Consider the following 21,248-nt stretch of genomic DNA (forward strand, 5'->3'; position numbering starts at 1 on the left):
TAAAACCGGCACATCTGCCGGTTTTTTTATGTCTGAATGTTCATGGAATTAACGCAATAACTTCAGATTCCCCGTCAGCGATTTAATCCATTTTTCCGGCCCGACCAGGCCCACGCCATCGAGTACTTCATCGTATAAATCCCGCCGCGGAAACGTCATTTCATACTGCTCAAACTGATGCATCGTGCGCGCAAATGCCGGGAACGGCACCACGCTGCGCTCGCCTGCTGCGTCCAGCGCTTTGAACATCAGCGCCTTAATGTGATCCGGCGTTGCCTGCAGAATGGGCAGCGGAGTTTTAGAGATAGTATCGGTCGTGACGCCCTTTGCATCCGTCAGTGAACTGCCCGCCAGCATCGGGAATTTTGCTGCTAATCCGATGCCAATTACGCCTGCCGTGTTCGCCAGTAATCCCGGTGGAAGTTCGGGATTGAGGATAATTGCCACCCGCAGGTTATCTGCCATTTTGTCCGCCCTTTTCATCATTATTGATGACAAAAAGGATAGCGTTGAGACACTGAAAGGTGCTTTCTTTTTGCGCGGTAAAATGCCCTAATCTGGTTATCCCTTCCTCATAATCACATTTAAAAGGCAGATTATGTCTGTATCTGAAATTTCGCCGGCAGACCTTCGCATTCTTAAACAACTACAGAGTTCAGGCAGAATGACCAATCAGGAGCTGGCGGAAAAAGTGGGCATGGCTGCCTCTCCCTGCTGGCGGCGGATGAAACAGCTGGAAGACAGCGGTGTGATCACCGGTTATCAGGCGAACATTGACCGGAAAAAAATCGGGCTGGGGTTGCTGGCTTTTATCCGGGTGAAAATCGACAGCCACAGCGAGGAAGATGCCCGGCGCTTCGAACAGGAAGTCGGCGCGCTGCCCTCGGTGATTGCCTGTTATGCAATTGCCGGTGACGCAGATTTTCTGTTGCAGGTGGTGGCGAAAGATCTCGACAGTTTTTCCAGCTTCGCGATGGAAGTCGTGCGCCGTTTACCGGGGATTAAAGAGATGCAAACCTCGTTTGTACTCCGGGAAGTGAAACCGCTGAATGTGTTGCCGCTGGAGGGGATTTAAGGACATTCGAGGGTATGGCAAAATGCTGAACGATGTTGAATAAAACACTTCCTGGCCAACATGACAAGTAGATAGTTATGCGATAAAATTTACATAAATATGCAAAATCCCTTTTACCTGAACCCGGTTTTGCGTTATCAATATAGGCATTGAAACCTTTAGCAGACAGACCTAATTCATACAGGATTTAATCGATGACAACTATTCTCAAGCACCTTCCTATCAATCAGCGTGTCGGTATCGCGTTCTCCGGCGGTCTGGACACCAGTGCAGCGCTGCTGTGGATGCAGAAAAAAGGCGCGATCCCTTATGCGTACACGGCAAACCTGGGTCAGCCTGATGAAGAAGATTACGATGCCATTCCGCGTAAAGCGATGGAGTACGGTGCAGAGAAAGCTCGCCTGATTGATTGCCGCAAACAGCTGGTTGCTGAGGGCATTGCCGCCATTCAGTGTGGCGCATTCCATAACACCACCGCAGGCGTGACGTACTTCAACACCACCCCGCTGGGTCGCGCCGTAACCGGCACCATGCTGGTTGCCGCAATGAAAGAAGATGGCGTGAATATCTGGGGTGACGGCAGCACTTACAAAGGTAACGATATCGAGCGTTTCTATCGTTACGGTCTGCTGACCAATGCTGAACTGAAGATTTATAAACCGTGGCTGGATACCGACTTTATCGATGAACTCGGCGGCCGTCATGAGATGTCCGAATTCATGATTCAGTCCGGTTTCGATTACAAAATGTCGACCGAGAAAGCCTACTCAACTGACTCCAACATGCTGGGCGCGACGCACGAAGCCAAAGATCTGGAATTCCTCGATTCCGGCGTCAAAATCGTTAATCCGATTATGGGCGTGAAGTTCTGGGATGAGAACGTTGTCGTGAAAGCGGAAGAAGTGGTTGTCCGTTTTGAACGCGGTTATCCGGTTGCACTGAACGGCGTAACCTTTGATGACAGCGTTGAGCTGATGATGGAAGCCAACCGCATCGGTGGCCGTCATGGTCTGGGTATGAGCGACCAGATTGAAAACCGTATTATCGAAGCCAAAAGCCGTGGCATCTACGAAGCTCCGGGAATGGCGCTGCTGCACATCGCTTACGAGCGTCTGCTGACCGGTATTCATAACGAAGACACCATCGAGCAATATCACGCAAATGGCCGTGTTCTGGGTCGTCTGCTGTATCAGGGCCGTTGGTTCGATCCACAAGCACTGATGCTGCGTGACTCCGCTCAGCGTTGGGTCGCCAGCGAAATCACCGGTGAAGTCACTCTGGAACTGCGTCGCGGCAACGACTACACCATCATGAATACCGTGTCTGAGAACCTGACTTACAAACCAGAGCGTCTGACCATGGAAAAAGGCGATTCTGTGTTCTCACCAGATGACCGTATTGGTCAGCTGACCATGCGTAACCTGGATATCACCGATACCCGCGAGAAACTGCAAAACTACGTTGAGACAGGCTTGCTGACTTCTTCCGCCTCTACCGGTTTACCGCAGGTGGATAACAATAATCTGCCACGCGGATTACAGGTGAAGAATAAGTAATTGCTGTTGGTTTAAACAATTTGCAAGAAGTTGCAGAAGTCCCTTGTATGCTCCTCCCCCTGCGAAGGGGGAGGCTGGGTGGGGGTTTAGCAAACCATAAAATAGTAAAAGCTTCCGCATTCCGATCTGCTCTTAATCCCCCACCCCACCCCTTCCCTTAGCAGGGTATGCAGCTGATTTGCATCGTTTTTAAACTTTTGAGTTCAAAATTTAGACATGCAGAAACGACGTACAGGAAATACGAATAATCGGGATTGGGTAGTGAATTTTTTGGGGTATTGAACAGATTTGAGGAAGAAGTTTTTGGAGCGGGTGAAGGGAATCGAACCCTCGTATGCAGCTTGGGAAGCTGCCGTTCTACCATTGAACTACACCCGCATCGGTGTGCGACTGGCATTATAACCGGTTACGACGGCGGAGCAAGGCGTGATTGCGGATAAACGCTGGAGTTTTAAGCAGTTAGCGTATGGCGTGATCTGCGGCATGAAAAAGGGCGCCGGAGCGCCCTTTTGTGGTTTCTGAGGAAACTTATTTTTGTGTCTGCGGACGCATTGCCGGGAACAGGATAACGTCGCGGATGGTGTGGCTGTTGGTGAACAGCATAACCATACGGTCGATACCAATGCCCAGACCGGCAGTCGGTGGCAGGCCGTGTTCCAGCGCTGTTACGTAGTCTTCGTCGTAGAACATCGCTTCGTCGTCGCCTGCATCTTTCGCAGAAACCTGATCAGCAAAACGCTGTGCCTGGTCTTCTGCATCGTTCAGCTCAGAGAAGCCGTTACCGATTTCACGGCCGCCGATGAAGAATTCGAAACGGTCAGTGATTTCAGGGTTCTCGTCATTACGGCGCGCCAGCGGAGAAACTTCTGCCGGGTACTCGGTAATGAAGGTTGGCTGGATCAACTGTGCTTCAGCGGTTTCTTCGAAGATCTCGGTCACGATACGGCCCAGGCCCCAGCTCTTCTCGATTTTGATGCCGATAGATTCTGCGATAGCGGTCGCTTTAGCCAGATCGTCGAGATCAGCAACATTAGTTTCCGGACGGTATTTGCAGATCGCTTCGCGCATGGTCAGCTTGGCGAAAGGCTTGCCGAAATCGAAAGTCTGGTCGCCGTACTGCACAACGCTGCTGCCCAGAACGGATTCAGTCAGCGTGCGGAACAGGGTTTCAGTCAGAACGATCAGGTCTTTGTAATCCGCGTACGCCATGTAGAGTTCCATCATGGTGAACTCTGGGTTGTGACGCGGAGAAACGCCTTCGTTACGGAAGTTACGGTTGATTTCGAATACGCGATCGAAACCACCAACAACCAGACGCTTCAGATACAGTTCCGGCGCGATACGCAGGTACATGTCGATGTCGAGGGCATTGTGGTGGGTGATGAACGGACGTGCCGCCGCGCCACCAGGGATCACCTGCATCATCGGGGTTTCGACTTCCATGAAGCCGTTTTCCACCATGAAGCTGCGGATGCCAGACATGATCTGAGAACGGATTTTGAAGGTCTTACGGGAATCTTCGTTAGCGATCAGATCGAGATAACGCTGGCGGTAACGCGCTTCCTGATCCTGCAGGCCGTGGAATTTATCCGGCAACGGACGCAGTGCTTTGGTCAGCAGACGCAGTTCAGAACAATGGATCGACAGTTCGCCGGTCTTGGTTTTGAACAGTTTACCGGTCGCACCCAGGATATCGCCCAGATCCCATTTCTTGAATTGCTCGTTGTAGATGCCTTCCGCAAGGTCATCACGCGCAACGTAAAGCTGGATACGGCCGCCGACATCTTGCAAGGTCACAAAAGATGCCTTGCCCATGATACGGCGGGTCATCATACGGCCACCGACGGTGACTTCGATGTTTAATGCTTCCAGTTCTTCGTTGGTCTTTTCGCCATATTTCGCATGCAATTCATCAGAGATGCTGTCACGACGGAAATCGTTAGGGAAAGCGATACCGGATTCACGCAGTAAAGCCAGCTTCTCACGACGAGCTTTCAGCTCGTTGTTAAGATCTGGTACGTTTTCTGCGCTTTGCGCTGCTGGTTGTTGCTCAGACATTTTGGTTCCTCATAACCCGGCTTTCAAACTTGCCTCAATGAATTTATCCAGGTCGCCATCCAGTACGGCCTGCGTATTTCGCGTTTCGACGCCCGTGCGTAAATCTTTGATACGGGAATCGTCCAGCACGTAAGAACGAATCTGGCTGCCCCAGCCGATGTCAGACTTGTTGTCTTCCAGTTGCTGTTTGTCCGCATTTTTCTTTTGCATCTCATACTCATAAAGCTTCGCACGCATCTGCTTCATGGCCTGATCTTTGTTTTTATGCTGGGAGCGGTCGTTCTGACACTGAGTCACAATGTTGGTCGGAAGGTGGGTAATACGTACCGCAGATTCCGTTTTGTTGACGTGCTGACCACCCGCACCGGACGCGCGGTATACGTCGATACGCAGGTCGGCAGGGTTAATTTCGATTTCGATATCATCATCCACTTCCGGATACACAAACGCGGAACTGAAAGACGTATGACGACGGCCACCGGAGTCGAACGGGCTTTTACGCACCAGGCGATGCACGCCGGTTTCAGTACGCAGCCAGCCGAACGCGTAATCACCGATAATCTTGATGGTTGCAGATTTAAGCCCTGCAACTTCACCGTCAGACTCTTCGATAACTTCTGTTTTGAAACCTTTAGCTTCTGCCCAGCGCAAATACATACGCAGCAGCATGCTCGCCCAGTCCTGCGCTTCCGTACCACCGGAACCCGCCTGGATATCGAGATAGCAGCTCGCGTTATCGTATTCGCCGGAGAACATGCGGCGGAATTCCAGCTGTTCCAGTTTGGCGGTCAGTACATCGAGTTCGGCAACCGTTTCGTTGAACGTGTCTTCATCGTCGGCTTCAACAGCCAGTTCCAGCAGGCCGGTCACATCTTCCACGCCCTGCAATAACTCATCGATGGTTTCAACAATAGCTTCCAGAGAGGAACGTTCTTTGCCCAGCGCCTGTGCGCGTTCTGGCTCGTTCCAGACGTCCGGCTGTTCCAGCTCGGCGTTTACTTCTTCGAGGCGTTCTTTCTTGGCATCATAGTCAAAGATACCCCCGAAGAACGACTGTCCGCTCGGACAGGTCCTGAATGCGGTTCTTAACCGGATTAATTTCAAACATGATTTTTCGCGTCTTACGTTAGAATCGGAGTTGGCCCAATGCCATTCGAACCGCCGATTCTAACGGAATTAGCGGTCTTTTTATAGCAACGAGCCGTTTTTTTGCAGGGTTTATTGTGGGTGAAAATCGCTTATTTCGGCCATAAATGTTCGATGATCAACTGAACGCTGCGATTTCCCCGAAATTCATTGATATCCAGCCGGTACGCCAGCTGCACTTCGCGGATGCTGCTGTCCGGCCAGAAAGTCGGATCGATGTTAAAGGCGATACCGTCAAGCAGCGGGCCTCCGCCAACCGGTTCGATCATCAGTTTGAGATGACGTTCTTTCAGCAGTTTCTGTTGCAGGATGCGGAACGTGCCGTCAAACGTCGGTTCAGGAAACGCCTGTCCCCACGGACCACCGTCACGCAGCATTTCTGCCGTATCTATTGTCAGTTCACGGGCCGACAGTTCGCCATCCGACCAGACCACACCTTCCAGATGCGAAGGATCCAGCCATTCGCCGACCAGTTCTGCGAATTTGTCACGAAACTCGTCGAACTTGCTTTCTTCCAGCGACAAACCGGCAGCCATCGCATGCCCGCCGAATTTCATCATCAGACCGGGATTAAGCGTATCGAGACGTTCAAGCGCATCGCGCATGTGCAAACCCGCAATCGAACGGCCAGAGCCTTTCAGAATGCCATCGCCTGCGGGAGCAAACGCAATCACCGGCCGGTTAAAACGCTCTTTCAGACGTGATGCCAGAATACCGACCACGCCCTGATGCCATTCCGGATGGTACATCGCAAGCCCAAACGGCAGCGCGTCGGTGCTGCGCTCGAGTTTGTCGCACAGCGCCAGCGCTTCAATCTGCATGCCCTGCTCTATCTCGCGGCGGGTCTGGTTCAGCGCATCCAGATCACTGGCCAGCGCACGCGCCTGACCGATATCTTCGCTGAGTAAAAGCGCCACGCCAACCGACATATCATCAAGACGTCCGGCGGCATTGAGCCGTGGCCCGAGGGCGAAACCTAAATCGCTGGCGCACAATGTGCGGGCTTCGCGCCCCGCCACTTCGAGCAGTGCACGGATACCCGCCCGGCATTTTCCGGCACGGATGCGGTTAAGTCCCTGATACACCATGATGCGATTATTAGCATCAAGCGGCACAACATCCGCCACGGTTCCCAGCGCCACCAGATCCAGATGTTCCGCCAGATTAGGGATCGCCAGACCGTTTTGCTCGAACCAGCCGCTGTCACGTAAAGCACTGCGTAACGCCAGCATCAGATAGAACGCTACGCCGACGCCCGCCAGCGATTTAGACGGGAACTCGCAGCCGACCAGATTCGGGTTAATAATCGCTTCGGCATCCGGCAACGTTTCGCCCGGCAAGTGGTGATCGGTGACCAGCACCTGAATCCCCTTTTCATGGGCGAGCGTGACACCAGCATGAGAGGAAATACCGTTATCAACGGTCAGGATCAGCTCTGCGCCGCGTGACGCTGCCTGTTCGACGACTTCCGGACTGAGGCCATAGCCGTCTTCAAAACGGTTAGGTACCAGATAATCCAGATTCCCGCAGCCCATACTGCGTAAAGACAACAGCGTCAGCGCGGTGCTGGTTGCGCCATCAGCATCAAAATCACCGACGATAATAATACGCAGACGCTCAGCCAGCGCTTTTTGTAACAACGCGACCGCAGTATCAATGCCGTCGAGTTGCTGATAAGGCAGCATTCCGCGCACGCTGCGCTCAAGTTCCTGACTTTCTTTCACGCCCCGGGCGAGATACAAACGGCGCAACAAAGGGGAAAGATCGGCGGGAAGTTCCACGCCAGTCGCTGCCTCACGGCGGCGAAGTTGAGTCTGCAAGGTCACGAAAAATCAACCACCCGTTTTATGTGAAGGATCCTGCTGATCGAGCATGGCGGCCATTTCTTTTGGCGGCTGATAGCCAGGGATCAAAGTACCGTCTGCCAGCACCACAGCCGGCGTGCCGGTGACGCCAAACTGCACGCCCAGCTCAAAGTGTTTCGCTATATCACTGGTTTTGCAGGTTGCTGGAGTGATGTCATCACCACGCATTGCCGCATCAAAACTGGTTTTGCGGTTGCCTGTACACCAGATCGACTGCATGTCTTTCTCTGTTTTAGAATTCAGCCCCTGACGCGGAAACGCCAGATAACGCACCGTAATCCCGAGATCGTTATACTCTTGCATCTGCTGATGCAGTTTGTGGCAATAGCCGCAGGTGATGTCGGTAAACACCGTAATCACATGTTTTTCGTTTTTGGCTTTGTAGATGATCATCTCGTTTTGCAGCGCATCCAGCTTTTTCACCAGCGCTTTGTTGGTCACGTTGACCGGATGAGTGCCGCTGACGTCATACATCGGCCCCTGCAAAACATGCTTGCCATCTTCAGTGATATAAATCGTGCCGCTGTCGGTGGAAACGGCGCTCAGGCCTTTTACCGGCGTAGGCTGTACCTCGGCATTGCTCATACCCAGTTTGCCCAGCGTGGCTTTGATTGCTGCATCGTCAGCATGGACCGCGGAGCTCATACACGCAGTCAGGAATGTCAGCAGCAGTAAACCTTTTTTCATCATGTCGTCCTTTCTCTCCGGCGGGTTACGCGCGGGGATGATGTTGTTGATGTAGCTGTTTGAGTCGTTCAGTCGCTACATGGGTGTAAATTTGAGTGGTTGATAAGTCACTGTGACCTAACAACATTTGCACCACGCGCAGATCCGCACCGTGGTTTAGTAAGTGAGTGGCGAAAGCGTGGCGCAGAACGTGGGGTGACAAACGTTCCGCATCAATGCCCGCAAGGATCGCATAGTGTTTGATACGATGCCAGAACGTCTGACGCGTCATTTGCTGCGCGCGGTTACTCGGGAAGACGATATCCAGCGACTGACCGTTGAGCAGCCACGGTCTGCCGTGCTCGAAATAATTCTCGATCCAGTACACCGCTTCCTCGCCCATCGGCACCAGGCGTTCTTTATTCCCTTTACCGATAACCCGCACCACACCCTGCCGCAGGCTCAGATCACTGAGCGTCAGCCCGACCAGTTCAGAAACACGCAAACCGGTGGCGTACAGCAGTTCGAGCATGGCTTTATCGCGCAATTCCAGGGGAACATCCACACTTGGGGAAGCCAGTAACGCATCGACCTGCGCTTCACTGAGATCTTTCGGCAGCCGCTGCGGTAATTTTGGCGAAGACAGCAAGGCCGTCGGATCATCCTGACGTACAGATTCGCGGTTCATATACTGGAACAAACGGCGCATCGCGCTGAGCAACCGCGCCGAACTGGTGGCTTTGTAACCACCTTCAATACGTTCGGAAAGGAAAGACTGCAAATCTTCCGCACTGACATGCAGCAAATCGGTCTTATTGTGATGCAGCCAGCCGAGCAGAGATTTCAGATCCTGCCGGTAAGACGAGAGCGTATTTTCAGCGAGATTCCGCTCAATCCACAGCATATCCAGAAACTGTTCTGTCAGGCTCTGATCCGCCTGATTCACCGCTAGCAGAGCCTGCTCAGAGGTCACGTCCTGAGTGTTCACATTGTCTTGTTTTGGCATTCCGACTCCTGTTTCCTGAGCACATACTGCGCCAGCCATTATGCCTTTCATGCATCCAAATCTGCTACACTGCCTGCCATTCGTATTCTTATGACGTTATGGCAACAAGCATGAAAATCGGACTTTTTTACGGTTCCAGCACCTGTTACACCGAAATGGCTGCGGAAAAAATTCGCGACATTTTGGGCGATGAACTGGTTGATTTGCACAACATTAAAGATGTTGATCCTGATGTGATGGAAGACTACAGCATCCTGATCCTCGGCATCCCGACATGGGATTTCGGCGAAATTCAGGAAGACTGGGAAGCCGTCTGGAATCAACTTCCTACACTTAAATTACGCGGCAAAATTGTTGCCATGTACGGTATGGGCGACCAGCTCGGCTACGGCGAATGGTTCCTCGACGCGCTTGGGATGCTTTACCATCAGCTGGTGCCGCTGGGAGTTCGCTTTATCGGTTTCTGGCCGACTGAAGGCTTTGAATTTACCAGCCCGAAACCGCTAAGTGCCGATGGCAAACATTTCGTCGGACTGGCACTCGACGATGTAAATCAGTTTGATCTCACCGAAGAGCGCCTGCAACAGTGGTGCGAGCAAATCCTGCTGGAAATGGACGCCCTGCTGTAACGCCTCGCCATCAGCAACAGGTACGCCGCAACTTCAGCCCGGTTTTGCCGGGCTTCGCGGATGAGCATTCAGCAGTATCTGGCGCAAATGCCGCCACTCTTCCTGACTCATGCTGTCCGAGGCCAGCCACAAACGCTGCCTTCTGCTGCGCATTGCCTGCGCCAGACCGCCTTTGAGTTTCTCCCGACGCAGTGAAAGCAACGCGCCGTGGCTTATCATCCACACAGGTTGTTTAATCTGCCATTCATGACCGCGCCACAATAGACGGTATTCATCAGTCAGAACAACTTCACCCGTACGTGCCGTAATACGCCGCTGACTACGAATGCATTCAAACAGCACCAGCAACAGCAGCGTCATCCAGACAGGCCAGTAACCCGCAGGCCAGGGTGCCAGCAAAATCATCAGCATCACCGCACCGTAACATCCCAGTGAGAAAAGCTGACTGCGCCAGGACACCCTCAGGTCACATCGCCACAGGGCCACGGGCTTTGTTTCGCGTCTGAATAAGGGCAACCATGCGTTGCAATTCGGTATCGTTTGGCTCGCCGTGATTCATCAGCCAGTTGAACAGATCTGGGTCATCGCAGGTGAGCAGGCGGACAAACACCTCTTTGTCGGCCTCACTCAGCGAATCATATTCATGCTCGAAAAACGGCATGATAGAAATATCCAGCTCGCGCATACCACGGCGACAGGCCCAGTGAACTCGGGAACGGTTATTAATATCCAGTTGATTTTTGCTTTCCATAACAAGGCTCTTTGTTGGGATACAGAACGTGAGTTTCTTTATGTCTGCGATGATTCTACCAGCGGCACGTCAAGCAACGTAACTTTTCAGTGCCCTGTTTTGTCAATCTACGTGATGTGCCGTAAAACCTGCTGTAAACCTGTCGGATGTTTTACATTCTCTGGAAGGCATCCCGTAAAAGGCACCAATAACTGTTTTCAAAGCGGGTGGGCTCTTTTACCATGAGGTATCAGTCACATTTCATTGACCGGGATTAGAAAATGGCTAACGAATTTCCCTTTCCACCGCAAAAACCTTCAGCGTCGTCTCATCTGCCGCTGACGTTGATCTCTCTGGAAGACTGGGCGCTGGTAACCATGACCGGCGCAGACACCATGAAGTACCTGCAAGGTCAGGTCACTGTGGATGTCGATGCGCTGGCAGCCGACAGCCACGTTCTTTGCGCGCATTGTGACGCGAAAGGAAAAATGTGGAGTAACCTTCGTCTGTTCAAACGTGGTGACGGTATGGCATTTATTGAGCGTCGTAATTTGCGCGACACTCAGTTAACCGAAATGAAGAAATACGCGGTGTTCTCCAAAGTGACGTTCACGGCTGACGACGACGTCGTATTGCTCGGCGTGGCAGGTTTTCAGGCCAGCGCCGCGCTGACAGGTCTCTTTTCAACATTGCCAACGGCAGAGCAACAGGTCGTGCAACAGGATGAAACCACCCTGCTGCATTTCTCCCTGCCGGCAGAACGTTATCTGATTGTGACCAGCCCGGAAAAAGCCCGTCAGGTGGTCGAAGAATTAGGCGAGCAGGCGCAGCGCAACGACAGTCAGCAATGGCTGGCGCTGGATATCGAAGCCGGTTTCCCGGTGATTGATACACCAAACGCCGTTCAGTTTATTCCTCAGGCGACCAACATTCAGGCGCTCGAGGGCATCAGTTTTACCAAGGGCTGTTACGCCGGTCAGGAAATGGTAGCGCGAGCAAAATACCGTGGCGCCAATAAACGCGCGCTTTACTGGTTGTCCGGCAAGGCGAGCAAAGTGCCCGCTCCGGCAGATGACCTTGAATTGCAACTCGGGGAAAACTGGCGTCGTACCGGTACCGTTCTGGCGGCCGTTCAGCTCAGCGACGGCACGGTTTGGGTTCAGGCGGTACTGAATAATGACCTTGAAGCCGACGCTAATCTGCGTGTGCGTGAAGATGCCACCAGTCAGCTGAGCATTCAGCCATTGCCGTATTCGCTGGAAGAAACGAAGTAACAGTAACTGACATCACCGCCTTCGATCCGCAAGGCGGTGATTATTCACTTAATCGTGAGAGTGTTTGCCTTTGGCATTGAGCAAATCAACATAAGCCTGATCGACCAGTTCCTGCCGCGTCCCATGCCCTTACAATGACATTCTGCGAAGCGGGCGCAAATTCTTTGTCACTCCTTCACGTATTTCCTGTCATTAGCAGATAAACTCCCCACATCGGGTGTTGCATGCACCTTTCACATCACGCCAGAAAAGGCCGGAGGCCAGAGTCCAGAATGATATGGATTATGCTTGCTGCAATTGTTGTGGTTTTTATTGTGGGTTATTGGTTTATGACGGCAGACACCCGTAAAGCGAACGCGTCTCTCGCCAGTCTGTTGAAAATTAAGCCGGTTTATATTGATTCAATGCTGCTGGAAATGGGCAAACGACAAAGTCAGATGTTTATCCGCTCAATAAGCGGTGGATACGCTGAAGAGATCCGCAAGGCTGCCTACGTTGTGTTTATTTATCAGACCTTTATTAAAGATGCCTCAGAGGAAAACATCATCCGCTGGCGTAATATTCTGGTGCGCGCGCATTTACCGCCACAGCTGAGCAGCGAACACGCCGAACTGGCGCTGTTTTATTTCGCTGAACTGGATATCGAACCTTTCGAACTGGCGCAGTTTCGCCGCGACTACAATCAGACGTATAACCAAATTCATCTGGTATAGACGCAAAAAAGCCGCTGATTCAGCGGCTTTTTCTTATCAGATCGACCTGGCTGATTATCTGAATACATTATCCAGATAGCTCGCCAGAATCTGACGCGAACTGAAACCGTGGCAAATTCCATAATAGGTTTCGTTGTCGCTGGAAACATCCAGCGGGAAATTCTTGTACGCATCGCTGCTGCGAAAAGATGCCGTAGGTTCTGCAAATCGTTCACTGCGCTCTTTCAGAGCCGGGTGTATTACCAGGGCAGTCCGGCCAAACCGCGCTTCCCGGTTTACATACACATAATGCTCGCCCCGGCGGTAACCGTAAGCTTTATCATCAATAAAATCGCGTTCAAAACCTGATGTTTCTAAAACGCGTGCCACTTCATCTGGCCGTAAATACATGGTTGCTCCTCGCTTCTTTAACCGCAAGGCGACCTTACCGCAATAACTCTGCCAGACAATGCGTTTATCCCAAATTTTGGCGTATTTAGGATTTATCTACACTCAGCATTCACACTGTAAAATGGTTATTCAGCCTGAGTCTGACGCTCGTTTTGCAGCCATATTTTGAGTGTCAGTAACCAGGCGACCACGACCATAAAAGCTGCCGCCAGATAAATAGAGGGCGTGCCCAGATGCGAAATAATCAGTCCGGCAACCGGTCCGGTGATCCCCAGCCCGAGATCTAAAAATGCAGAATATAAGCCCAGCGCCGTGCCCTGATTTTGCGGCGGCACCTGTTTTACCGCCTCCACGCCCAGCGCAGGGAAAATCAGCGAGAAACCCGAGCCGGTAAGGAACGCGCCAAACTGCACAGAAAGCGGATCGTGCCCCAGCCAGATCATCAGCAACCCCGCCACTTCAAACACAAACGAAACCAGTGAAACGCGCAGGCCACCAAAGCGATTAATCATATTGCCGAAAATCAGACGCGCGCCAACAAATCCGAGGCTGAATAAAGTGAGCGTGAACGCCGCTCCGCTCCAGCCTTTATCGGCGTAATACAGTGTGATAAAGGTGGCGATAACGCCGAACCCGATCGTGCCGAAACCCAGCCCCAGTCCGTAAAGCCAGATGCGTCCAACCACCGCTTTAAAGGCAATACGTTTACCGGCGGTGACAGAAATCGCCGCTTTCATACAGGCAAGAATGGCGGCAAATGCAGCAGCGACAATAATCAGAACGGCTACGCCCATCAGCCCGTAAGCATGGTTGAGCAATACTCCAAGCGGCGCGCCGACAGCCATCGCGCCATAAGTCGCCACGCCGTTCCACGAGATCACCCGCGCCGTATGTTTCGCACCCACCGCGCCAATCCCCCACAAGGTGGTTCCGGTGCTGCCGAAGCTTTCGCCTACGCCTAAGAAAACGCGTGCCAGACAAAGTAATAGCAGGCTCGCCAGCGGATAAGCAGCAAACCAGAAGGCAATCGCGTAAAACACGCCACTCATCCCGCAGCAAATCAGACCAAAAATCACCACCCGTTTTGGCCCAAGCATATCCGCGTAACGCCCGGCATGCGGGCGGCTGATGAGCGTTGAAAAATACTGAACGCTGATCACCAGTCCCGCCAGCACCGAGTTGTATCCCAGCGTGTTATGCACAAAGCCTGGCAAGACGGCGAGCGGTAAGCCGATGGTCAGATAGACAACGAAGGTAAACAGCATGAACGACAAAATGCGTTTATTGAGCAGAGCGTTAGAACGAAGCGTACTTAAAGACATGGGCGGACCCGAAAATGAGATCACAGAGAGTGGAATCAACAGTATAAACAGGTTTTAGCCTCGAAACGGGCTAAAAATGTTATTGGCTGTAACGCAGATTTTGTTTTGCAGAGAAATCTGAGACGTATCACGTCAGCCCGCGCCCCGCCTGACTTGCTGCCACAGGGTCATGGCCTGTAAAGCCCCATCATCACAGGTCTTTGTCCTTAAAGAACCATCTGGTACGACATTATGGTCTATGCTTAATCCAACAGTCACACAAGGAGAGACGGAATGTTTAAGAAAACAGATAAAGTAGAAAAAAATATCAATCAGGACGTAACCCTGCTGGCGGATACGCTGGATGAAGTACTTCAGTCTGCAGGCGATAAATCCAAGGATGAATTGGATAAACTCCGCAGCAAAGCACAGGGCGTTCTGCGTGATACACGCGCACGTTTTAACACCGATAAAATTAGCCAGCAGGCACGTGATGCGGCGGCTACAGCCAATGATTATGTGAAAGATAATCCGTGGTATGGCGTCGGTGCCGGTGCGGCAATCGGTATTGTTATCGGTGTCCTTCTGGGACGTCGCTAACAAAAAAGGCAATTAGTGATGTTTCACTCCTGTGTCGGGAATATGCCTTAAAAAGCTGAAACATCCGCGTGGCCCCCTCATTGCCGCGTAATTGCTAAAAAGACGACGGAGCCTTCGGGCTCCGTTTTCTATTTCTGGTTCTGGCTTCCTGAAATCACCCGCTCCAACCGCTGCACCAGCCCTTGGGCCTGCTCCTGAGAACTGATATTAGGAAACCCCATCAGCAAACCGTTCGGGCGTAACGCTCCGCCACGCTCACGCCGCTCAACCTGCCAGTCGGAAAGCGCCTGCACCGCCAGCCCCTGTTCGCGGGCATGTCTGGCGATCAGCGCGTCATCCAGACGGGTATTCAGGCTGGCGGATAACTGGATCCCGCCGACCTGCTGATTCACCCGTAACACCCCGGCCGGAAACTGCGCCTCCAGCGCCTGCTCGAGATAACCACGGCGTTCAGCATAAAGCTGGCGCATCCGTTTCAGATGCCGGTAGAAATGCCCCTGTTCGATGAATTCCGCAATGCTGCTTTGCACCAAAGGCGGCGTGCCGCAAATTCGCAGCGGGCAATATGCCTCGATTTTTTCCACCAGACTTTCCGGCACCACCACATAGCCGCAGCGAAGCGCCGGAAACATCACTTTGCTGAACGTTCCAGCGTAAATCACCCTTCCCTGCGTATCGAGACTTTTCAGCGAAGGCAAAGGCTGTCCGTGATAACGGAACTCGCTGTCGTAATCATCTTCAATAATCCACGCCTGTTGCTGTGCTGCCCAGTCCAGCAGCGCCATGCGCCGCGCTAAACTCATGGTCACGCCGGTCGGGCTTTGGTGCGCGGGCGTAACAACGGCAAATCGTGCGTCAGGAAACTGCTTCACCGCCTGCGGCACATTCATGCCCTCATCATCCACGTTCACCGCCATGGCAACCGCACCTGCCGCACGGAAAAATGCCTGCGTAACCGGATAACCCGGGTCTTCCAGCCAGACGCCGTCGCCCGGTTGCAGCAGACTGCCGATGATCAAATCCAGTACCGGCGCATAGCCGCCGCAGATAAATATCTGTTCCGGACGGCAGGTAAACCCGCGGGAAAGTTGCAGATAACGGGCTACCGCGTGGCGTAAAACGTCTGTACCCGCCAGCGGCGGATGGCCTAAATCATTCATGCCGGTGTGACGGATTTGCCTTGAGACAATGCGCGACCAGATAGCACGCGGGAACGCATCCAGCGCCGGAAGCCCGAGCTGAAAAGGAAGGGAAGAAACAGAAGGCAACATCGGGTTGATGGGCTTACGCCCGGCGTCTTTTCTGACCGGTGCTGGCTCGGGTGAGGATAAACTTTCCGGCGCGCTGACCACCGTTCCGGCCTGTCCGCGGCTTTGCAAAAAGCCTTCCGCCATCAACAGGCCATAGGCATTTTCCACCGTGGCACGCGCCACGCCAAGTTCACTGGCCAGCGCCCGCACCGACGGCACACGGCTGTCGCGTTTAAGCTGCCCTGCCATGATCGCCTGTTTTACCCGCTGATAAATCTGGCGGTAAAGCGGTGCTTTGTGCCGGGGATCGAGCTGAAAGGAAAGACTGAAGCCGCGCATCATGACCTGTATAAATATGTATTTTATGGCTCTGTAGTATAGACCATACGAGGCGTAAAGTTACGGTCATTGAGACGCACGGTGCGTCACTGTTTACTCCAAAAATCCCAGAGGAAATCATCATGACTGCACTTCGCCTGCCTTACTATTCCCTGTCTTCTTCGGTGATGGAACCGATGAAAGCGGCGCTCGGCGCACTGGAAAACGGTCCGCTGGATAACGTGATTATCGAACTGGCGTTCCTGCGTGTTTCGCAAATTAACGGCTGTGCGTATTGTCTGGATATGCACTCTAAAGCGTTGCGCAAAATGGACGTCGCGCAGACCAAACTGGATCAACTGGCGGGCTGGCAGGTCAGCCATGCATATTCTGAACGTGAACGCGCGGCACTGGCCTGGGCTGAATCACTCACTCTTATTGCCGCTACCGGCGCACCGGATAACGCCTTTGAGCCGCTGAAAGCACAATTCAGCGACGTGGAAATCTCAGAACTGACCTTCGCCATCGGTCTGATGAATGCGTTTAACCGTCTCGCGGTGGGTATGCGCCAGTAATCTGACCGCTCAAAAATTGAACTAAAAAAGTTTTCCCTCTCCAGCCCGCTTCCTGCGGGCTTTGCCGTTTTTGCAATAAGCAAATTTAGAAAATCTACATATTGTGTGGTTGAAAATTTAAATCACCACATCTAGTATTCAGTCCATCGGAACGCCACGATGGCACCGACTCTCGCGCCTTTCCCCCGGCTGAAACAGCCGCACAGCGGGCAGGCAAAAATTGTCTCTGATTTCTTACTAGATGGAAATACGAATCATGAGCATTATTATTTACAGTAAACCAGACTGTGTCCAGTGCAACGCGACTTACCGTGCATTCGATAAACAAGGCATCGCCTACGAAGTTGTCGATTTGACTCAGGATGAGCAGGCTCTCGGGCAGGTTCGTGCGATGGGTTATCAGCAAGTTCCGGTGATTGTGGCCGGTGACGACCACTGGTCTGGTTTCCGTCCGGACAAAATCAGCGCCCTGCGCCAGCTTCAGAACGCGTTCTGAGGACCGGCGGATGAATCCGTTGGTCTATTTTTCCAGCAGTTCAGAAAACACCCATCGCTTCGTCGGCAGAACGGGATTGCCGGCGATCCGCATCCCGATAGATCGTCAGCCTGAAAAATTGCGTGTCGACACACCGTATATTTTGGTGGTGCCGAGCTACGGCGGCGGATCGTCCAAAGGCGCGGTGCCGACACAAGTGATCCGTTTTCTGAACGATGAACATAACCGTTCACTCATCCGCGGCGTTATCGCCGCCGGTAACACCAACTTCGGCGCAGCGTATTGCATTGCCGGTGAGATTATTTCCCAGAAGTGTCAGGTGCCTTACCTGTACCGCTTTGAATTGCTGGGAACGCCGGAAGACGTTGCAAAGGTCAGACAGGGAGTAACAGAATTTTGGCAGCGACAGAACTAGCAATTACCGACCCCGGCACCAGCAGCCCGGATTATCACGCGCTTAACGCGATGCTGAATCTGTTCGACGCTAACGGCCAGATCCAGTTTGATAAAGACCGCCTGGCCGCGCGCCAATACTTCCTGCAACACGTCAATCAAAACACGGTGTTTTTCCATAATCTGGCGGAGAAACTGCGTTATCTGGTGGAAGAAGGCTATTACGAAGCCGCCGTGCTGGATCAGTACGCGTTTGACGATATTAAAGCGTTATTCAAACAGGCTTACGCCAAAAAATTCCGCTTCCAGACCTTTCTGGGCGCATTCAAGTATTACACCAGCTACACGCTGAAAACCTTTGACGGCAAACGCTACCTTGAGCGTTATGAAGATCGCGTGTGTATGGTGGCGATGACGCTGGCACGCGGCGATATTCAGCTCGCCCGCCATTTTGTTGATGAGATCATTTCCGGCCGCTTCCAGCCAGCAACGCCGACATTCCTCAACTGCGGAAAAAAACAGCGCGGCGAACTGGTGTCCTGTTTCCTGTTACGCATTGAAGACAACATGGAATCTATCGGTCGCTCGGTCAACTCGGCCTTACAGCTCTCCAAACGCGGCGGCGGCGTGGCCTTTATGCTGACCAACATCCGTGAAGTGGGCGCGCCGATCAAGCGCATCGAAAACCAGTCTTCCGGCGTTATTCCGATCATGAAGATGCTGGAAGATGCCTTCTCTTACGCCAACCAGCTCGGCGCGCGTCAGGGCGCGGGCGCGGTGTATCTGAACGCTCATCACCCGGATATTCTGCGTTTCCTCGATACTAAGCGCGAAAACGCCGACGAAAAAATCCGTATTAAAACGCTGTCGCTCGGTGTGGTCATTCCGGATATCACGTTCGAACTAGCGAAGAACAACGAAGATATGTACCTGTTCTCGCCGTATCACGTGGAGAAAGTGTACGGCGTGCCGATGTCTGAAATCAGCATCAGCGAGAAATACCGCGAGATGGTGAATGACAAACGCATTCACAAAAGCAAAATCAACGCGCGCGAATTCTTCCAGGTGCTGGCGGAGATTCAGTTTGAATCCGGCTATCCGTACATGATGTTTGAAGACACGGTGAATCGCGCCAATCCGATCAAAGGCCGCATCAATATGAGCAACCTGTGTTCGGAGATTTTGCAGGTGAATTCGCCGACGATCTACGGCGAAGACCTGTCTTATCAGGAAATTGGCAAAGACATTTCCTGTAATCTCGGCTCACTGAATATCGCCTCGGCGATGGATTCACCGGATTTCGGCAATACCGTAGAAATGGCGGTTCGCGCGCTGACGGCAGTCTCTGACATGAGCCATATCCGTTCGGTGCCATCTATCGATCAGGGGAATCAGGATTCGCACGCCATCGGCCTCGGCCAGATGAACCTGCACGGTTATCTGTGCCGCGAGCGTATTTATTACGGCTCAGAAGAAGGTCTGGATTTCACCAATATCTATTTCTGCACCGTGGCTTTCCATGCGATCCGCGCCTCGAACCAGATCGCTATCGAGCGCCAGCAGTCGTTTAAAGGTTTCAGAGATTCCACCTACGCCAGCGGCGCGTATTTTGACAAATATGTCGATGACGCACTGGCGGCGAAATGGCAGCCGAAAACCGACCGCGTGCGCGAACTGTTTGCTGACGCCGGGATTGCTATTCCGACTACCGCAGACTGGGCGGCGCTGAAAGATTCCGTGATGCAGCACGGGCTGTATAACCAGAATTTACAGGCGGTGCCGCCGACTGGTTCTATTTCTTACATCAATAATTCGACGTCGAGTATTCACCCGATTGTGTCCCGCGTAGAAATCCGCAAAGAGGGCAAGATTGGACGCGTGTATTATCCGGCGGCGTTTATGACCAATGACAATCTGGATTACTACCAGGATGCCTACGAAATCGGCCCGGAAAAAATCATTGATACCTACGCCGAAGCCACACAGCACATCGATCAGGGGTTGTCACTGACGCTATTCTTCCGCGATACCGCCTCCACGCGCGACATTAACAAAGCGCAGATTTACGCCTGGCGCAAAGGCATCAAAACCATTTATTACATCCGTCTGCGCCAGATGGCGCTGGAAGGCACCGAAGTTCAGGGCTGCGTTTCCTGCACGCTGTAACCGATTGAAAGGACTTTAAAGATGAGCGCAGTAAAAACATTCACAGTAAAACAAAGGTTAGTACCCCAACCGGTCAGCAAAGCCATCAACTGGAACAAAATCCAGGACGATAAAGACCTCGAAGTGTGGAACCGCCTGACGTCGAATTTCTGGCTGCCGGAAAAGGTGCCATTGTCGAACGATATTCCGTCGTGGGCGACGCTCAGCGCGCAGGAAAAACAACTGACGATCCGCGTATTTACCGGCCTGACGCTGCTGGATACCGTGCAAAACGTGGTCGGCGCACCGACGCTGATGAAAGATGCGGTGACGCCACACGAAGAAGCGGTTTACTCGAATATCTGCTTTATGGAAGCGGTGCATGCGCGTTCTTACAGTTCAATTTTCTCGACGCTGTGCGCCACCGTGGACGTGGATGAAGCCTACCGCTGGAGCGAGGAAAACGTCGCGCTGCAAAATAAAGCGGCGATCATTTTGTCGTATTACGACGGAGAAGATCCGCTGATGAAGAAAGTCGCCAGCGTGTTCCTTGAGTCGTTCCTGTTCTACTCCGGTTTTTATCTGCCGATGTACTGGTCGAGCCGCGCCAAGCTCACCAACACCGCGGATCTGATCCGTCTGATCATCCGTGACGAAGCGGTTCACGGTTACTACATCGGCTATAAATTCCAGAAAGCGCTGGCACTGGAAAGCGAAGAGCGTCAGCGTCAGATCAAGGAGCAGGCGTTTGATCTGATTCAGGATTTGTACGACAACGAGATCCGCTACACCGAAGAACTGTATGACGGTGTAGGCTGGAGCGAAGACGTGAAGAAATTCCTGCATTACAACGCCAACAAAGCGCTGATGAATCTCGGCTACGAAGCCCTGTTCCCGGCCAGCATGGCGGATGTGAATCCGGCGATCCTCTCCGCATTATCGCCAAACGCCGACGAAAACCACGACTTCTTCTCCGGATCCGGATCCTCGTATGTGATCGGCAAAGCCGTCAATACCGAAGACGAGGACTGGGATTTCTGATGTTGCTGTAATTTCTTCAAG

General features: G+C 52.6%; 22 protein-coding genes and 1 tRNA gene. 11 read left to right on the forward strand and 12 right to left on the reverse strand.

Annotation, left to right across the window (positions count from 1 at the left end; genetic code table 11):
* Positions 1-48: 48 nt before the first annotated feature.
* Positions 49-465 carry a DUF2000 domain-containing protein gene (locus EC840_RS24130; RefSeq protein WP_113877554.1) on the reverse strand — a complete coding sequence of 139 codons (417 nt, stop codon included), beginning with the start codon at positions 463-465 and terminating at the stop codon, positions 49-51.
* 133 nt (positions 466-598) lie between these two features.
* On the opposite strand from EC840_RS24130, the gene EC840_RS24135 reads away from it, so the two are divergent.
* Positions 599-1,075 carry an Lrp/AsnC family transcriptional regulator gene (locus EC840_RS24135; RefSeq protein WP_129638891.1) on the forward strand — a complete coding sequence of 159 codons (477 nt, stop codon included), beginning with the start codon at positions 599-601 and terminating at the stop codon, positions 1,073-1,075.
* Between the two features lie 194 nt (positions 1,076-1,269).
* The gene (gene argG, locus EC840_RS24140; protein WP_112290320.1) at positions 1,270-2,631 is read left to right on the forward strand and encodes an argininosuccinate synthase; all 1,362 of its coding nucleotides are present in this window, start codon (positions 1,270-1,272) and stop codon (positions 2,629-2,631) included.
* Positions 2,632-2,935: 304 nt separating this feature from the next.
* On the opposite strand, the gene EC840_RS24145 is transcribed toward argG, so the two are convergent.
* From EC840_RS24145 to xerD, 6 genes are all read right to left on the reverse strand, one after another.
* Positions 2,936-3,009, reverse strand: a tRNA-Gly gene (locus EC840_RS24145).
* 150 nt (positions 3,010-3,159) lie between these two features.
* Positions 3,160-4,689, reverse strand: a complete 1,530-nt coding sequence (lysS, locus tag EC840_RS24150; protein WP_112291242.1) for a lysine--tRNA ligase — start codon at positions 4,687-4,689, stop codon at positions 3,160-3,162.
* 9 nt (positions 4,690-4,698) lie between these two features.
* Positions 4,699-5,797, reverse strand: a protein-coding gene (gene prfB, locus EC840_RS24155) for a peptide chain release factor 2 (protein ID WP_132967315.1) whose coding sequence is annotated in 2 segments (ribosomal slippage) — positions 4,699-5,721 and positions 5,723-5,797 — 1,098 coding nt in all. Because the reading frame shifts where the segments join, the coding sequence is not laid out codon by codon here.
* Positions 5,798-5,927: 130 nt separating this feature from the next.
* Positions 5,928-7,661, reverse strand: a complete 1,734-nt coding sequence (gene recJ / locus EC840_RS24160; protein ID WP_113877551.1) for a single-stranded-DNA-specific exonuclease RecJ — start codon at positions 7,659-7,661, stop codon at positions 5,928-5,930.
* A gap of 6 nt (positions 7,662-7,667) precedes the next feature.
* Positions 7,668-8,387 (reverse strand): bifunctional protein-disulfide isomerase/oxidoreductase DsbC, encoded by a 720-nt coding sequence (gene dsbC, locus EC840_RS24165; RefSeq protein WP_112291247.1) that lies wholly within the window; start codon positions 8,385-8,387, stop codon positions 7,668-7,670.
* A gap of 25 nt (positions 8,388-8,412) precedes the next feature.
* Entirely contained in the window at positions 8,413-9,372 is a 960-nt protein-coding gene (gene xerD / locus EC840_RS24170) for a site-specific tyrosine recombinase XerD (protein WP_129638957.1), read from the reverse strand.
* 110 nt (positions 9,373-9,482) lie between these two features.
* Between xerD and fldB the strand changes: the two genes are divergently transcribed.
* Positions 9,483-10,001, forward strand: a complete 519-nt coding sequence (fldB, locus tag EC840_RS24175) for a flavodoxin FldB (protein WP_132967317.1) — start codon at positions 9,483-9,485, stop codon at positions 9,999-10,001.
* Between the two features lie 33 nt (positions 10,002-10,034).
* Here fldB and EC840_RS24180 read toward each other — a convergent pair whose 3' ends face one another.
* Positions 10,035-10,487 (reverse strand): protein YgfX, encoded by a 453-nt coding sequence (locus tag EC840_RS24180; protein WP_132967319.1) that lies wholly within the window; start codon positions 10,485-10,487, stop codon positions 10,035-10,037.
* Positions 10,468-10,734 carry an FAD assembly factor SdhE gene (sdhE, locus tag EC840_RS24185; RefSeq protein ID WP_112291258.1) on the reverse strand — a complete coding sequence of 89 codons (267 nt, stop codon included), beginning with the start codon at positions 10,732-10,734 and terminating at the stop codon, positions 10,468-10,470. The genes EC840_RS24180 and sdhE overlap by 20 nt, the downstream gene beginning before the upstream one ends.
* 278 nt (positions 10,735-11,012) lie before the next feature.
* Between sdhE and ygfZ the strand changes: the two genes are divergently transcribed.
* A complete protein-coding gene (gene ygfZ, locus EC840_RS24190; protein ID WP_112291253.1) occupies positions 11,013-12,005 on the forward strand; it encodes a tRNA-modifying protein YgfZ in 993 nt (330 codons plus the stop codon).
* A gap of 272 nt (positions 12,006-12,277) precedes the next feature.
* Positions 12,278-12,718, forward strand: coding sequence for a DUF1198 domain-containing protein (locus tag EC840_RS24200; protein WP_112291257.1), 441 nt, complete (start codon positions 12,278-12,280; stop codon positions 12,716-12,718).
* Between the two features lie 54 nt (positions 12,719-12,772).
* On the opposite strand, the gene EC840_RS24205 is transcribed toward EC840_RS24200, so the two are convergent.
* Both EC840_RS24205 and EC840_RS24210 read right to left on the reverse strand, forming a co-directional pair.
* Positions 12,773-13,108 (reverse strand): DUF2002 family protein, encoded by a 336-nt coding sequence (locus tag EC840_RS24205; protein ID WP_112289777.1) that lies wholly within the window; start codon positions 13,106-13,108, stop codon positions 12,773-12,775.
* Between the two features lie 125 nt (positions 13,109-13,233).
* Positions 13,234-14,430, reverse strand: coding sequence for an MFS transporter (locus tag EC840_RS24210; RefSeq protein ID WP_132967321.1), 1,197 nt, complete (start codon positions 14,428-14,430; stop codon positions 13,234-13,236).
* A gap of 273 nt (positions 14,431-14,703) precedes the next feature.
* On the opposite strand from EC840_RS24210, the gene EC840_RS24215 reads away from it, so the two are divergent.
* Entirely contained in the window at positions 14,704-15,009 is a 306-nt protein-coding gene (locus tag EC840_RS24215) for a YqjD family protein (RefSeq protein ID WP_112289780.1), read from the forward strand.
* A 128-nt stretch (positions 15,010-15,137) separates the two neighbouring features.
* Here EC840_RS24215 and EC840_RS24220 read toward each other — a convergent pair whose 3' ends face one another.
* Positions 15,138-16,598 carry a PLP-dependent aminotransferase family protein gene (locus EC840_RS24220; protein WP_132967323.1) on the reverse strand — a complete coding sequence of 487 codons (1,461 nt, stop codon included), beginning with the start codon at positions 16,596-16,598 and terminating at the stop codon, positions 15,138-15,140.
* A gap of 122 nt (positions 16,599-16,720) precedes the next feature.
* Between EC840_RS24220 and EC840_RS24225 the strand changes: the two genes are divergently transcribed.
* The 5 genes from EC840_RS24225 to nrdF all read left to right on the forward strand — a co-directional run bounded on the left by EC840_RS24225 (position 16,721) and on the right by nrdF (position 21,227).
* Positions 16,721-17,152, forward strand: coding sequence for a carboxymuconolactone decarboxylase family protein (locus EC840_RS24225; RefSeq protein ID WP_113877544.1), 432 nt, complete (start codon positions 16,721-16,723; stop codon positions 17,150-17,152).
* A 256-nt stretch (positions 17,153-17,408) separates the two neighbouring features.
* Positions 17,409-17,648, forward strand: coding sequence for a glutaredoxin-like protein NrdH (gene nrdH, locus EC840_RS24230; RefSeq protein WP_113877543.1), 240 nt, complete (start codon positions 17,409-17,411; stop codon positions 17,646-17,648).
* Positions 17,649-17,658: 10 nt separating this feature from the next.
* A complete protein-coding gene (gene nrdI / locus EC840_RS24235) occupies positions 17,659-18,063 on the forward strand; it encodes a class Ib ribonucleoside-diphosphate reductase assembly flavoprotein NrdI (RefSeq protein ID WP_112289785.1) in 405 nt (134 codons plus the stop codon).
* Positions 18,045-20,207, forward strand: coding sequence for a class 1b ribonucleoside-diphosphate reductase subunit alpha (gene nrdE / locus EC840_RS24240; protein WP_132967325.1), 2,163 nt, complete (start codon positions 18,045-18,047; stop codon positions 20,205-20,207). The genes nrdI and nrdE overlap by 19 nt, the downstream gene beginning before the upstream one ends.
* A gap of 21 nt (positions 20,208-20,228) precedes the next feature.
* Positions 20,229-21,227 carry a class 1b ribonucleoside-diphosphate reductase subunit beta gene (nrdF, locus tag EC840_RS24245; protein WP_113877541.1) on the forward strand — a complete coding sequence of 333 codons (999 nt, stop codon included), beginning with the start codon at positions 20,229-20,231 and terminating at the stop codon, positions 21,225-21,227.
* Positions 21,228-21,248: the final 21 nt, after the last annotated feature.

The organism is Rahnella sp. JUb53 (assembly GCF_004346065.1).
GTDB classification, from domain to species: Bacteria; Pseudomonadota; Gammaproteobacteria; order Enterobacterales; family Enterobacteriaceae; genus Rahnella; species Rahnella variigena.

What these genes read in the sequence shown, in the direction of transcription:
- EC840_RS24130 (WP_113877554.1), bottom strand. Translation starts at nt 465, where the DNA reads ATGGCAGATAACCTGCGGGTGGCAATTATCCTCAATCCCGAACTTCCA.
- EC840_RS24135 (WP_129638891.1), top strand. Translation starts at nt 599, where the DNA reads ATGTCTGTATCTGAAATTTCGCCGGCAGACCTTCGCATTCTTAAACAA.
- argG (WP_112290320.1), top strand. Translation starts at nt 1,270, where the DNA reads ATGACAACTATTCTCAAGCACCTTCCTATCAATCAGCGTGTCGGTATC.
- lysS (WP_112291242.1), bottom strand. Translation starts at nt 4,689, where the DNA reads ATGTCTGAGCAACAACCAGCAGCGCAAAGCGCAGAAAACGTACCAGAT.
- dsbC (WP_112291247.1), bottom strand. Translation starts at nt 8,387, where the DNA reads ATGAAAAAAGGTTTACTGCTGCTGACATTCCTGACTGCGTGTATGAGC.
- xerD (WP_129638957.1), bottom strand. Translation starts at nt 9,372, where the DNA reads ATGCCAAAACAAGACAATGTGAACACTCAGGACGTGACCTCTGAGCAG.
- fldB (WP_132967317.1), top strand. Translation starts at nt 9,483, where the DNA reads ATGAAAATCGGACTTTTTTACGGTTCCAGCACCTGTTACACCGAAATG.
- ygfZ (WP_112291253.1), top strand. Translation starts at nt 11,013, where the DNA reads ATGGCTAACGAATTTCCCTTTCCACCGCAAAAACCTTCAGCGTCGTCT.
- EC840_RS24200 (WP_112291257.1), top strand. Translation starts at nt 12,278, where the DNA reads ATGATATGGATTATGCTTGCTGCAATTGTTGTGGTTTTTATTGTGGGT.
- EC840_RS24205 (WP_112289777.1), bottom strand. Translation starts at nt 13,108, where the DNA reads ATGTATTTACGGCCAGATGAAGTGGCACGCGTTTTAGAAACATCAGGT.
- EC840_RS24210 (WP_132967321.1), bottom strand. Translation starts at nt 14,430, where the DNA reads ATGTCTTTAAGTACGCTTCGTTCTAACGCTCTGCTCAATAAACGCATT.
- EC840_RS24215 (WP_112289780.1), top strand. Translation starts at nt 14,704, where the DNA reads ATGTTTAAGAAAACAGATAAAGTAGAAAAAAATATCAATCAGGACGTA.
- EC840_RS24220 (WP_132967323.1), bottom strand. Translation starts at nt 16,598, where the DNA reads ATGCGCGGCTTCAGTCTTTCCTTTCAGCTCGATCCCCGGCACAAAGCA.
- EC840_RS24225 (WP_113877544.1), top strand. Translation starts at nt 16,721, where the DNA reads ATGACTGCACTTCGCCTGCCTTACTATTCCCTGTCTTCTTCGGTGATG.
- nrdH (WP_113877543.1), top strand. Translation starts at nt 17,409, where the DNA reads ATGAGCATTATTATTTACAGTAAACCAGACTGTGTCCAGTGCAACGCG.
- nrdI (WP_112289785.1), top strand. Translation starts at nt 17,659, where the DNA reads ATGAATCCGTTGGTCTATTTTTCCAGCAGTTCAGAAAACACCCATCGC.
- nrdF (WP_113877541.1), top strand. Translation starts at nt 20,229, where the DNA reads ATGAGCGCAGTAAAAACATTCACAGTAAAACAAAGGTTAGTACCCCAA.